The sequence below is a fragment of the Stenotrophomonas sp. YJH_SMC_110 genome (assembly GCF_059369255.1).
In genome coordinates this window covers 309,818-322,846 of the sequence record NZ_JCAFSM010000001.1, presented here as the reverse complement: position 1 = coordinate 322,846, position 13,029 = coordinate 309,818, and the positions used below count along the sequence as shown (strand labels likewise).

Sequence of the window (13,029 nt, the reverse complement as noted above, 5' to 3'; positions counted from 1 at the left end):
CTTCGCTCTTGTACTTGAAGCGATTCGTCATGTTGATCGGAGCGGCGCACCTTCCTCAGGTGCGCTTTTCCCTAATGTCCCGGGTTATCGGTAGCTTGGGTTTTGGTGCCGCCAACTTAAGGGGGCGCGCTGATGAATTGCGGTGCATTCATCTGGATTTTTTCAGATCTGCTTGAGAATGCATGCAATAGCACGCATGAGGGAGTCGTCAACCCATTTCGATGCGACGAATTGCAGCCCAGCAGTCATTTCCCTGCAACGCCGTTGCGGCCCAATACGCCCACGCGGCCCGGCCGTGGGAAGGGACCGGACCGGCCTTCCCACCCTGGGCCCGACCAACTTTCATGGGCGAGGGTGTCATGCGTAATCGAGTCACGCGGCGATATTTCCAGCAGCTGTTCGCGCTGTACGCCGGTTTCGTGCAGTCGCGCTGAGGCGTAGAAAGCAGCGAGGTAGAGTCGACCGTTGGTCGACTATCGCGCGAAGCGCGGGGTTTTCGGGGGCTGTACGAAAGTCAGTCGACTAACAGTCGACTCTACCCAGTCGCCCCAATTCCCAGTTGACCAGCCAGTCAGCGCCGCTTGCCGCGGCGTGCAGGGGCCGGCGGCGGTGCATCCGACCGCGGCTTGGCGTACTGGGCCCACAGTGCGGGCAGTGCCTTGCCGGTGTGCTTCTGCCACAGCGCCGGTGCATAGCGGCCATCGCGCAGGGCCGTGTCCAGTGCCAGCACCAGGCCCGGGTGTTCGGCGTCGGCCCATTTCAGGAACGCACCGGTGACCCGGTAGCCGCTGTCGAAGTTCTGACCCTTCTCGACCTTGCCCGGCAGCGACCAGCCCGCCGCGGCATTGTCCATGCCGTAGCGGTCGCGTGCGTAGTCGGCGATGCCCTCCACCAGCCAACCCGGCACCCGTGCGTCGCCATGGCCCGGATAGCCCTGCACGATGTGCATGGCCTCATGGGTGACCAGGTCGATGTCGTTGGGGTGCTGCGCCAGCCAACCCGGATTGATGGTGATCGTTGCCGCCTGGTCCTTGTCACCGACGAAGGCGATCCCGGTGTAGGCCGGATCGATCACGATGCGCACCATCGATGGCGCGGCCGGGTGGAAGTCCGCACGTTCGCGCAGGTAGGCGAAGTAGAACGTATCGATCACCCGCTTGCGCTGCGGCGCGGCCAGGGCGCCACGGGCGTCCTGGTAGTTCAGCGTCACGCCGTCGCGGGTCAGCTGCGCATCAAAGGCCTGGGTCTGGCCGAAGCTGGAGAAGGAAAGGGCAACAAGGGCCAGAGGCAACAGACGGTAGCGCATAGGGCTCATTGTACGGCGCTGGGCGCCAACAGTTCGATCTCCGCCAGCGGCAGCCGGCCCGGCGCGGCCAGGCGCAGCCGGTACTCGCTGTAACGACCGGGTCTGGCGATGCGGAACGGACGGGTCTGGCGGGCAGACTCGAAGGCTTCGCCGCTGCGCTGGTCGAGCACGGTCCAGTGGCCGTTGCCATTGCGCGCTTCCAGCGTCCATTCGCCGCCCTGGATGCGGCCGTCACCGCTGGTCAGCGTATACATCGTCGGCGTGCCATTGCTCAGGCCGGTCAGTGCGATGGTCGCGCCGCCACCCAGGCCGACGGTGGTGGCCGCATCGTCATCGACCAGCGCCGGCAGGGCGCGGCCATCGGCCAGTGTTGCCTTCGCGTCGCTGCCGAGCAGGTCGTGCAGCAGCTGCGGGCGCTGGCCACGGGCGGTCAGCGAGCGCGGCACGTCATCCACGCCGCTGCCCCAGCGCGACGGCTGCGGGCCCATCACGAAGTCCAGCGTCGCGCCCCTGGCGATCAGCTCGTGCGGCACCCAGGTCTTCGTCCAGGGCGTGCCGTTGATCTTCAGCGACTGCACGTAGACGTTCTCTCGCGAATTGTTGGCCGCGTTCACGGTCAGCACCGCGCCGCCCTGCAGTTCCACCCGCGCGTGGCGGAAGGCCGGCGAACCGATCACATACTCCGGGGCTCCCATGCGCAGCGGGTACAGGCCCAGCGAGGCCAGCACGTACCACGCCGAGGTCTCGCCATTGTCCTCGTCGCCCGGATAGCCCTGGCCGATCTCGCTGCCGACGTACAGCCGCGACAGGATCTCGCGCACGTGCTGCTGGGTCTTCCACGGCTGCCCGGCGTACAGGTACATCCACGGGATGTGGTGCGCCGGCTGGTTGCTGTGCGCGTACATGCCCATGCGCACGTCGCGCGCCTCGGTCATCTCGTGGATGGTGCCGCCGTAGGAACCGGCCAGTGCCGGGTCTGCGGTTTCCGGCGTGGCGAAGAAGGCATCCAGTTTCGCCGCCAGCTTGTCGCGGCCACCGTACAGCGCGGCCAGGCCTTCGCCATCGTGGGCAGCGGTGAAGGCGAAGGTCCAGCCATTGGACTCGGTGTAGTCGTGGCCCCACACGCGCGGGTCGTAGTCCTTCGCGTCCACGCGCCACTGGCCATCGGCAGTGCGGCCCTGGAAGAAGCCGGCGGCCGGATCGAACATCGTCGTGTAGCTGGCGGCGCGATAGCGGAAGTAGTCGGCCTCGGTGCTGTAGCGCTCGCGTGCGGCCGGCGTGGTCGCACGCTTGGCCAGCGCGTCGGCCATGTTGGCGATGCCGAAATCATTGAGTGCGCCTTCCATCGTCCACGACATGCCTTCATGCACGTCCGCGCTGGCGTAGCCACGGAAGGTCGAACGGTCCATGCCCTTCCGGCCGACATGGCGGTCGGGCGGGACCACGGTCGCGTTCTTCAGCGCGGCGGCGTAGGCCTCGGCCGGATCGAAACCGCCGATGCCCTTCAGCCACGCATCGGCGAAGGCCACGTCCGAGCTGGTACCGACCATCAGGTCCGCATAGCCCGGCGACGACCAGCGTGCGATCCAGCCGCCGGCGCGGTACTGCTCGATGAAGCCCTGCACTAGCTGGCCGGCATCGTCGGGCGTGAACAGTGCATAGGCCGGCCAGGTGGTGCGGAAGGTGTCCCAGAAGCCGTTGTTGACGAACACCTTGCCATCGCGCACGCCGGCGTAACTGCGGGTCGCGCTGCCTTCGGTGTTGTCATCGCTGGCGCTGGCCTGGTTGGCGTAGCGCCACTCCGGTGCGGCGGCGCTGCCCACGTTCTCGTGGCCGGAATTCGGGTACAGGTACAGCCGGTACAAGCTGGAGTACAGCGTGGTCTTCTGGTCGTCGCTGGCATCGCCGATGTCGAAGCGGGCCAGGCGCGCGTCCCACGCGTCCTGTGCGCGGCCGGCCACGCTCTCCAGCGTATCGGCGGCGGCGATTTCCAGTGCGAGGTTGTGCCGCGCCTGCTCCACCGAGATCAGCGAGGTGGCGATGCGCATCGTCACCCGCCGCTCGCTGCCGGCATCGAACTTGATGTAGCCGGTCGGGCGCCCGGTGTCGAGGCGGCCGCTGCTGCGCCAGGGCTTGTCGAAGCTGGCCACCACGTACATGCGGCTGGCGCCGTTGGAGAGGCCGCTGCGCGTATCGGTGTAGCCCGACAGCGTCTGTGTGGCGGCATCCAGAGTCAGGCCACCACGTGCATCGACGTTGTCGAACAGCAGGTTGGCGTCACCGCCTTCGGGGAAGTCGAAGCGGAACAACGCGGCATGATCGGTCGGCGCGATGGCGGCAGCGATGCCGTTGTCGAAGCGCACGTCGTAGCGGTAGGGGCGCGCGCTTTCATGGCGGCGATCGAACGACAGCGCGCGCTTGCGGCGGTCGACCTCCGGCACGCCACGGCTGGCCGAGGGCATCACCTGGAAGGTCTGGCGGTCACCCATCCACGGGCTGGGCTGGTGGCTCAGCGCAAGCGCCTGCAGCTGCGGGCGGTTCTGTGCGTCGTTCTGCTCGTTCCAGCGGTACAGCCAGTTCAGTGCGCCGGCATCGGTCACCGGGGTCCAGAAGTTGAAGCCGTGCGGCACCGCCGTGGCCGGGAAATTGTTGCCGCGCGAGAAGGTGCCGTTGGCCTGGGTGCCGCGGGTGGTCAGCACCCAGTCGGAGACGCGCTGTGGCCGCTGCCGCGGCTGTGCGTCCAGGCGCACGTCATCGATCCAGCCAGAGACCGGCGCGCCCTCGGCACTGGCCACCTCCAGCTCGATCGCCACCACGCGGCGGCCCTTCAGCGTGGGTACGTCGCCCAGTCGCACTGCCTTGCGCGCCCACTGTTGTGGGTACAGCGTCTTCGATTCGCCCTGCGCGCGTGCGCCGATCGCCACCCCATGCTGGTCGCGCGCCGCACCGGCCGACACGCGGCTGCCATCGTCCAGCAGCAGGTCCAGCGAGACATAGGTCGAAGCGACGGTGTCCTTGCCGACGATCTCCGGCAGCACCAGCCACGACAGCGTGGTATCGGCCTCGATGGGCAGGTCGGCCTTGAACAGTTCGCGCCGCGCGCTGCCGCCTTCGCTGCTGTAGCGCAGTGCATGCAGGCCGCTGTAGCCGGCGTTGCGCTTGGCCGCGTAAGGCGCCGCAGGGCCGTTGCCGATCGTGACCTGAAGTGCACCCGCGGCCTGCGTCGGGGCAGGTTCGCCGGGCTCGAACGAGGTCTGCAGCCCCTGTGCCAGCACCGGCATCGCAGTGGTCGCACAGGCGAGGGCCAGGGCGAGTGGAAGCAGGGCGCGGCGCGGATCGGACAGGGTCATGCAAGGGTCTCCCGGAAGGGCTGGCGGCGGGCAGAACCCGCATCGGCGGACACCACGGACAGCATCGCTCCGCCCGCCAGGCTGGCAGTGGAAGAGGCGATGCCGGTCCGGTGGGGGCGGGCCATGCGATCGGGTTGGATTGGGTGGGTCGGGGTGCGACCTGGCCCGATCCTGCAACAGCCGTCGCGCGCTGGCAAGTGCCATTTAGTTCGATCCAAATGCGGGAAATATCGCTGGAGTCGATTCTGGCGAGCGAACCTGCCGGAACGACCGCGAAATCCCCGGCGCCGCCGCCGCCCGGCGTGCGGCGGGGAGATGCGAGGCATCGGCGGGAGCGCGCAAAGGCCTTGTGGCGCAATGTCGGTGCGGCCCAGATGCTAGAATCACAGGCCTCGCAACCCGTTCACCGACATCCGCCATGAGCCATACCGCCACCGCGCCCGCCAACGCCGAGAAGCGCTACACCGTGCACCGCAGCGATCTGCCGTTGAGCTGCCCGACCCCGGAAATGGCGCTGTGGAACTCGCATCCGCGCGTGTACCTGCCGATCGAAGACGAGCCCAACGGTGAAGCGCAGTGCCCGTACTGCGGTTCCGTGTTCGTGCTGGCCGACTAAACGGCGGCCCCTTCGATGCGCCGATTGACCGTGGTGCAGTTGCTGCCGGCGCTGCACTCCGGCGGTGTCGAGCGCTCGACCCTGGAAATCGCTGCTGCCCTGGTCGCGGCCGGCCATCGTGCACTGGTGGTGTCCGCCGGTGGCCGCATGGTGCAGCCGCTGCTGGACAGCGGTGCCGAGCACCTCACCCTGGACATCGGCCGCAAGTCGCTGCTGACCCTGCGCCATCTGCCGACCCTGCGCCGCCTGTTTGCCGAGGTCGGTGCGGACATCGTGCACGCCCGTTCGCGGCTGCCGGCCTGGCTGGGCCTGTACGCGATCCGCGCCATGCCCGCCGCACAGCGCCCGCACTGGGTGACCACCGTGCACGGGTTGAATTCGCCCAGCCGCTACAGTGCGGTGATGACCAGTGGCGAACGCGTGATCTGCGTGTCCAATACCGTGCGCGCCTTCGTGCAACGCCACTACCCGACGGTGCCGGAAGAAAAACTGCAGGTCATTCCCCGCGGTGTCGATGTCGGCCAGTTCCCACGCGTAGCACGTGCCGACCGTCGCCCGCGGCTGGCCCTGGCCGCCGATTATCCCTGGCTGGCGCAGGTTGATGGCCCGCTGCTGCTGTTGCCCGGGCGCGGTACCCGGCTGAAGGGCCACGCCCACGCGCTGCAGCTGCTGGCCGACGTGCGTGCCGCCGGCGTGCCTGCGCAGCTGTGGATGCTGGGTACCGAGGAACCCGGGCGTGAGGCCTACGTGGCCGATCTGCGCCGCCAGGCTGCGGCACTGGGCGTGGCCGAGGCCGTACAGATCAGCACGCCTACCGCACGCATCGCCCTGGCCTACGCCGCCAGCGATCTGGTGCTGCAGCTGTCGGACAAGCCGGAAGCCTTTGGCCGCACCGTGGTCGAGGCGCTGTCGGTCGGCCGCCCGGTGCTGGGCTGGGACCACGGTGGCGTCGGCGAACTGCTGCAGCAGCTGCAGCCCGGCGGCGCGGTGCCGCTCGGCGACGCGCGCGCGCTGGGTGAACGTGCGCTGGCCCTGCTGGCGCAGCCGCCATCCTTGCCGACCCGCATCCCGTTTACCCTGCAGGCCATGCAGCGCGATACCCTCCGCCTCTATGCCGATCTCGCCGGCTGACCCTGCTGCCATCGTGCGCGAAGACCGCGCTGGGCGCTGGGCACCCTGGTGGGTGCTGGCGTACGTGGCGATGTGGCCGTTGCCAGGCATCGCTGAAACCGTGCTCGGCCTTGGCGCGCTCTATGCTGCCGTGCGCATGGTCATGCGCCGGCTGCAGCGCCGCCCGCACCTGTTGAGCACGGCGGCGTGGGCCCTGACCTCGATCCTGTTCCTCGGCTACTGGCTGCCACAGGCGTTCTCGGCCATCGATGCGATCGATCCGGCGGCCTCGTGGACCAAGGCTGCCGCCGGACTTCGCTACCTGCCCTTCATGTGGCTGGTGGCGATCGCGGTAGCCACGCCGGAACGGCGGCGGCTGACCTTCGGTGGCCTGGCGCTGATCACCGGCGCGTGGACGCTGGACGCGTTGGTACAGGCGCTGGCCGGCACCAGCCCATGGTTCTGGTCGCTGGAGCACCTGAAGCTGGCCGTAAGTGGCCACGCGCTGTGCCCGGCCGACGAAGCCGCACTGGCCGACCGCCTCAGTGGCGCGCTCGGGCCCTGCAACCTGAAATTCGGCCAGGTGCTGGCCAGCCTGTCACCCTTCCTGCTGCTGCCGATGGCGCGGCGTTTCGGCAGTGCGGGGTGGTTGCTGGCCGCCGCCGCACTGGGAGGCGTGCTGCTGCTGGCCGGTTCGCGCGCCTCGTGGATCACCTTTGTGCTGGTGCTGGCCTACAGCGGACTGCGCCAGTTCGGCTGGAAGCGGCTGCTGCTGCTGGCCCTTGTGGCAGCGCTGGGTACGGCCGCACTGACAGCGGGCGTGCCGCAGCTGCGCGAGCGTGTTGCGCGCACGGCACAGGCATGGAACGAAGACGGGCAGGGCGTTGACGAGGCGCTTTCGGGGCGCGCGCGCATCTGGACGGCGGCGGTGTGCATGATCGAGGAACATCCGGTCAACGGTGTCGGTGCGCGCGGCTTCCGTGATGCGTATCCGGCCTGCGTGTCAGACGAGGGCCCCGCCGTGTGGGGCAATCAACCGGCATTGCACGCCCACCAGATCGTGCTGGAAATCCTGGCCGAGACCGGCGTGCTGGGCCTGCTGCTGTGGCTGGCGGCGGTGGCGCAGGCCTGGCGGGCCTGGCGCTATGCACCGCCGGCGGCGCGTGACCGCGCCCGCCCGGCGATGCTGGCGCTGGCGGTTACCGTGTTCCCGCTCAATACGCACCTGGCGTTCTATTCTGCGTTCTGGGGCGGCCTGACCGTGCTGCTGGCGGCCCTGTTCGCCGGCAGTCTGCTGGCCCGCGAATCGGACGAATCTCCGCCGATGCAGTAGTTGCCAACCTTGGTGGGCTCCCCGGGACCGGCCTCGGTTCATCCGGCGCCAACCAAGGTTGGCGCCACGAGGACGCCGGCCCTTCCACCGCATCCGGCTATTTGTAGAAATCACTCCGGCCGCCGGGCTGGCGCTTGAAGCGGCGGTGGATCCACAGGTACTGGTCGGGGGCTTCGCGCACCATCTCTTCGATGGCCTGGTTGACCCGCGTGGTATCGGCTTCCACGTCCTCACTGGGGAAATTCTCCAGCGGTGCGCCGATCTTCAGCACGTACTTCCCGCCTTCGCGGCGGTGGAAGTACGGGATCACTGCACAACCGGTCATCCTTGCCAGCTGGTGGGTGGCGGTGATGGTCGAAGCGGTGTGGCCGAAGAACGGCACGAACACGGTGTCCTTGCCACGCATGTCCTGGTCCGGCGCGTACCAGAGGAAGCCGCCCTTCTTCAGGTGGCGCACGGTCGCGCGGATGTCCTCGTTGGCGAACATCGCCTTGGCATAGCGCAGGCGGCCGAACTTCACCGCCCACTCGTACACCGGGTTCTTGTGCTTGCGGTACATGCCGGACAGGTCGACGTAGTCGCACAGCAGGCGTCCGCACATTTCCAGGGTCATGAAGTGGCCTGAGACCAGCAGCACGCCGCGGCCTTCAGCCTCCATCTGCCGCAGGTGTTCCAGGCCTTCGATCCGTACCTGCGGGCGGATGCGGTCGATGCTGCCCCACCAGGCGCGGATGCACTCGAACACGCCCACGCCCAGCGCATCGAAACTGTCGCGCACCAGGCGCTGGCGCCAGGCTTCGTCCTTCTCGGGGAAGCACAGCTGCAGGTTGACTTCGGCGGCGCGGCGGCGGCTGCCGAGCAGGCGCCAGGTGATCCAGCCGACGCCCCGGCCCAGCGCGCGCTGCAGCATCCACGGCAGGCGGGCGATGGCGAAGGCGCCGAACATGGCGGCGAACATCGGCCAGTTGCGCGGATCGCGCAGCGATGGGCGGACGGCGGTGGAGGCATCTGACATGGGGCCATTCTACCAAGGCGGCCGCGTGTCTTTCCCCGGGGGCTCCCGTATCCTTGCCGCATGCGCAAAGACCCTGTCGAATGGATCCTGCGCGGCCTGTATTCGGTCGTGCTCTACATCCTGCTGCCGATCACCGTGTACCACCTGGTCTGGCGCGGTTTCCGGGTTCGTGAATACTTCCGGCGCTGGGATGAACGCTATGCCTCCTATCCGCAGCCGACCGGGCAGCCGCGGGTCTGGCTGCACGCGGTCTCGGTGGGCGAGGTCAATGCCGCCGCGCCGCTGGTCAATGCCCTGCGCCAGCAGCGCCCGGACATCCGCTGGGTGATCACCACCATCACCCCGACCGGCTCCGAGCGCGTACGCGCGCTGTGGGGCGACGCCCTGGACCATGTCTACCTGCCGTATGACGTGCCGGGCAGCGTCAACCGTTTCCTCGGCCATTTCCAGCCCAGCCTGGCGCTGATCCTGGAAACCGAGCTGTGGCCGAACATGCTGTTCGGCTGCCGTGACCGCGGCATTCCGGTGTACATCCTCAACGCCCGGTTGTCGGCGCGTTCGCTGCGCGGCTACCGGTTGCTGGCGGCACTGATCCGCCGCGCGCTGCGCACCGTCACCTGCGTGGCCGCGCAGTCGCAGGACGATGCCGAGCGCTTCGTGCAGCTGGGGGCGGATCCCGGCCAGGTGCAGGCGCTGGGCAACCTGAAATTCGACATCGCCACGCCGGATGTGCAGGGTTTCGTCGAACAGTTCCACGCGCGGGTACCGGCCGCTCGTCCGGTATGGATCGCCGCCAGTACCCATGATGGCGAGGAGCAGGCGGTGATCGACCTGCACCGGCGCCTGCGCCAGCGGCATCCGGAGCTGCTGCTGCTGTGGGCACCGCGACATCCCGAGCGTTTCCCGAAGGTGGAAGCGCTGGCGCGCGAACAGGGCTGGAGCGTGGCGACCCGCCGCGTGGACCAGTGGCCACACGCGGCCACAGACGTGTTCGTCATCGACACCCTTGGCGAGCTGATGCCGTTCTATGCCTGCGCCCAGGTCGCCTTCGTCGGCGGCAGCCTGCAGGCCATCGGTGGTCACAACCTGCTGGAGCCGGCCGCGATGGGAACGGCGGCGGTGACCGGCCCGCACCTGCACAACTTCGCGGAAATTTCCCGGCGCATGCGCGAGGCCGGAGCGCTGCTGATCGGCGAGGACGCGCAGGCGGTGGGCGATCTGCTGCAGCACCTGCTCGACGATGCCCAGGCCCGCGAAGACATGGCGCGGGCGGGATGCACGCTGGTCAGCAATGGCCGCGGCGCGCTGCAACGCACGCTTGCCCTGGTGGCGCCGCACCTGCCACCACCGCGCGAGTGATCGCGGCAGCGCGGAGTCAGCGGCGCTGACGAGCATTGTCGTGATCAACTTCATCAATTCTGCTTAGCGACGATTTTTCTGTCGTTGCTGGACCGACCCTGCCGCTGGCAGCGTGCCTGCCATCACATCGTTGCGCACATTCCACCGATTCTGATTCCGCAGGACGACGCAGGCTGCCAGCCTGCTGTCGACCGCGCTTGGGCGGATATCAAGGGAACTTGCGATGGACGGCGACAGGGGCGGGGACGGCACGGGTGGGGCCGGACTGGGGACGGACCATCTGGCGGTGGTGGCGTTGACACTGTTGGTGGGCGGTAGCGTGATCGCACTGGTGGGCCAGCACACGGCGGCACAGGCAGGCCCCGCCATCGTGCTGAGCCTGTTGCTGGCTGCACTGGGGGCCGGCCTGGTGCTGTGCTGCCTGCAGGATCTGGTGCTGCGGTTGCCGGCGGGCGAGGGCCTGCACGGGCTGCTGGCTGCCAGCTGGGGGCCGCGGGTGGCGGGCGTGTTGGGCATGGCCCTGCTGCTGGAGCTGGTGGCGACCACGGCGGGCGTGGCGCAGTCCATGGCCCTCCATCTGCACACGGTGCTGGCCGCCGAAGGCCTCCAGCCCTGCGACTGGCTGCCGGAACAGGTCACGGCGGCGATGGGCCTGCTGATGCTGGGCGCGCTGGCATTGCTGCCGCCACGGCGTGTGGTGCTGGTGGCCTGCGCCCTGTTGACGGTGAAGATCGGTGCGGGGGTGTTGCTGCTGGCGCTGGCGGCACGTCATGTGCATTACGCGCACTGGATCCCCTGGCTGCCACCGGCGACCGCGCCGTATCGCTTCGGGCTGGGCGGGGTGCTGGCGGCTGCGGTGCCGCTGCTGGGGGTATTTGCCAGCGTCGGCTTGGCACTGGGCTTTCCTGCGTTGCGCCGCCAGGGCGCGATGTGGCAACCGGCAGTGCTGGCGCTGGTCTCGTTGCTGGCGATGCTGCTGCTGATCGTGCTGGCAGCACTGCAGGCAGGGCTGGTCGAGTTTTCCGCGCTTGCCAGTACCCGGCCACTGTCGGTGGCGCTGGAGATGCATCCGCAATTGGAGTGGATGCTGCCGTTGTTGCCGCTGGCGGGGGCTACGGGCCTGGCTGCCCTGCAGCTGGTGCTGCTGATGCTGGCCTTGCGGCTGGCAACATCGCTGTGGCCAGGGGCGGGTGATGCAGTGGGACGCTCCCGCGGTGTGATCGTGGCGGCGGTCGGACTGCCGGCGGTGATGCTGGTGCTGTGGCTGCCGTTGGGCACCCTGCCGGCGCTGCCGGGTCCGGCAACCCTGCTGGTGATGGCGGCGCTGTGCCTGGCGGTGCTGCGGCGGCGGAATGACATGAGGCAGGGCGCAACCGGTCGCGAACTGGTGCTGCCGATGCTGGCGCCCTTGGCGGCCGCGCTGTGCGTCCTTGCGGCGTTGGAACGCCTGCGGGCATGGCCGGGCTGAGGGTTCGCGGGGCCACGCAACGGGTAGCTGCGGGCGGATGCACCGCCTGCAAAAAAGCCACCCTTGCGGGTGGCTTCTTTGTTGCCGGCAGGGCGACGGATCAGTGCGTGGTCGTTGCCGGATTGCCCGCGTCCTGGGTCAGCAGGCGGTTGACGTCCTGCAGCTCTGCCACGTCCAGCGCACCCAGCGACTGGCTCAGCAGCAGGCGGTTCTGCAGGAAGGTGTAGCGGGCCTGGGCGTAGTCCAGCTGCGCCGAGAACAGGATGCGCTGGTTCTGGATCACGTCCAGCACGGTACGGGTACCGACTTCCAGGCCGACCTGCGAGGCGTCGTACGCGCTCTGTGCCGAGACCACGGCCAGGCGACGGGCCTCCACTTCGCTGATGCCCTGTACCAGGGTCTGGTAGGCATTGCGGGTGTTGCGGTCCAGGGCGCGCTTCTGCTGCTCGTAGCCGTCCTGGGCGATGTCACGCTGGGCCAGCGCCTGGCGTACGCCGGACTGGGTGGCACCACCGGAGAAGATCGGCACGCTCAGGGTCAGGCCGATGCTGTTGGTGCGGGCGTCCGGCGACAGCGAACCGGAACCAGTGCTGTCACCCCAGGTCGCGCTCTTGCCCCAGCTGCCGCCCAGCGACAGGGTCGGGTAATGGCCGCCACGGGCGGCCTGCACGCCAGCCTCGGCGGCGCTGACCTTCAGTTCCTGCGCCTTCAGCGCCGGATTCTGGGTGGTGGCCTGCTGCACCAGCTCATCGATGTTGCCACGGTTGGCCGGCACTTCCGGGCGGAAGTCGGCCGGCAGCCCACGCAGGTTGGTCACCGGCTGGCCGGTCAGTTCGGTCAGGGCCTGGTAGTTATCGGCCAGGGTGTTCTGCGCAACGATGGTGTTGGCACGCGCCTGGTCGTACTGGGCGCGTGCTTCGTGCACGTCGGTGATCGGCGCCAGGCCCACTTCCAGGCGCTTGTCGGCGAAGTCGAACTGCTTCTTCGCGGCCGCTTCATTGGTCTGTGCTGCATTCAGCGATTCGATCGCCACCAGCACGTTGAAGTAGGCCGCCGAGGTGCGAACGATCAGGCTGTCGTTGGCCGAATCGAGGGTGAAGTCCGCCGCCTTGCTCAGCTCGCGCTGCGAACGCAGGTTGTTGATCTGGGTCCAGTTGAACAGCGTCTGGCTGCCGTCGATCGTGTAGGTGCGGCGCTTGTTGGTGAACGAGCCGGAGTTGGCGTCGGCGTTCGGCTCACTGCGCGTGCGGTTCAGCTGGGCCTGGCCGTTGATCTGCGGCAGCAGGGCGGCGCGCGCCTGCACGGCGCCTTCCTTGTCATACAGCCGGGTCGATTCGGCGGCGGACAGCTGCGGATCGCCATTGCGCGCCATTTCGTAGACCTGCAGCAGGTCGGCGGCATGGGCGGACAACGGCAGCAGGGCAGTGGCCAGCGCAACAGCGAGGGATCGGCGGATCATTGCGGCTTCCTTG

Annotated in this window: 9 protein-coding genes; 5 read left to right on the top strand and 4 right to left on the bottom strand. The window is 68.5% G+C overall.

From position 1 onward, the window contains the following. Positions 1 to 571 precede the first annotated feature (571 nt). On the bottom strand, positions 572 to 1,315 hold the full coding sequence (locus tag AC5P6H_RS01375) for a basic secretory protein-like protein (RefSeq protein WP_032959489.1): 744 nt from the start codon (positions 1,313 to 1,315) through the stop codon (positions 572 to 574). Then, the gene (locus tag AC5P6H_RS01370; RefSeq protein ID WP_495202253.1) at positions 1,312 to 4,656 is read right to left on the bottom strand and encodes a GH92 family glycosyl hydrolase; all 3,345 of its coding nucleotides are present in this window, start codon (positions 4,654 to 4,656) and stop codon (positions 1,312 to 1,314) included. The genes AC5P6H_RS01375 and AC5P6H_RS01370 overlap by 4 nt, the downstream gene beginning before the upstream one ends. 418 nt (positions 4,657 to 5,074) lie before the next feature. Here AC5P6H_RS01370 and AC5P6H_RS01365 point away from each other — a divergent pair, with 418 nt between their 5' ends. From AC5P6H_RS01365 to AC5P6H_RS01355, 3 genes are read left to right on the top strand one after another with little or no spacing between them, the layout of a single operon-like run. Further along, the gene (locus AC5P6H_RS01365) at positions 5,075 to 5,272 is read left to right on the top strand and encodes a zinc-finger domain-containing protein (protein WP_005410967.1); all 198 of its coding nucleotides are present in this window, start codon (positions 5,075 to 5,077) and stop codon (positions 5,270 to 5,272) included. Between the two features lie 15 nt (positions 5,273 to 5,287). After that, positions 5,288 to 6,403 (top strand): glycosyltransferase, encoded by a 1,116-nt coding sequence (locus AC5P6H_RS01360; RefSeq protein ID WP_495202252.1) that lies wholly within the window; start codon positions 5,288 to 5,290, stop codon positions 6,401 to 6,403. Continuing rightward, positions 6,384 to 7,715, top strand: coding sequence for an O-antigen ligase family protein (locus AC5P6H_RS01355; protein ID WP_495202251.1), 1,332 nt, complete (start codon positions 6,384 to 6,386; stop codon positions 7,713 to 7,715). Before AC5P6H_RS01360 ends, AC5P6H_RS01355 begins: the two co-directional genes overlap by 20 nt. A gap of 97 nt (positions 7,716 to 7,812) precedes the next feature. Here the strand turns inward: AC5P6H_RS01355 and AC5P6H_RS01350 are convergent, their stop codons facing one another. Then, positions 7,813 to 8,730, bottom strand: coding sequence for an LpxL/LpxP family Kdo(2)-lipid IV(A) lauroyl/palmitoleoyl acyltransferase (locus tag AC5P6H_RS01350; RefSeq protein WP_014648350.1), 918 nt, complete (start codon positions 8,728 to 8,730; stop codon positions 7,813 to 7,815). 60 nt (positions 8,731 to 8,790) lie between these two features. Between AC5P6H_RS01350 and waaA the strand changes: the two genes are divergently transcribed. Further along, positions 8,791 to 10,089: a lipid IV(A) 3-deoxy-D-manno-octulosonic acid transferase gene (gene waaA, locus AC5P6H_RS01345; RefSeq protein ID WP_014648349.1), complete on the top strand. Its 1,299-nt coding sequence runs from the start codon at positions 8,791 to 8,793 to the stop codon at positions 10,087 to 10,089. Positions 10,090 to 10,312: 223 nt separating this feature from the next. After that, complete coding sequence (locus AC5P6H_RS01340) at positions 10,313 to 11,557, top strand: amino acid transporter (protein ID WP_495202250.1); 1,245 nt, start codon at positions 10,313 to 10,315, stop codon at positions 11,555 to 11,557. 100 nt (positions 11,558 to 11,657) lie between these two features. On the opposite strand, the gene AC5P6H_RS01335 is transcribed toward AC5P6H_RS01340, so the two are convergent. Next, a complete protein-coding gene (locus tag AC5P6H_RS01335; protein ID WP_014648347.1) occupies positions 11,658 to 13,016 on the bottom strand; it encodes a TolC family outer membrane protein in 1,359 nt (452 codons plus the stop codon). Positions 13,017 to 13,029: the final 13 nt, after the last annotated feature.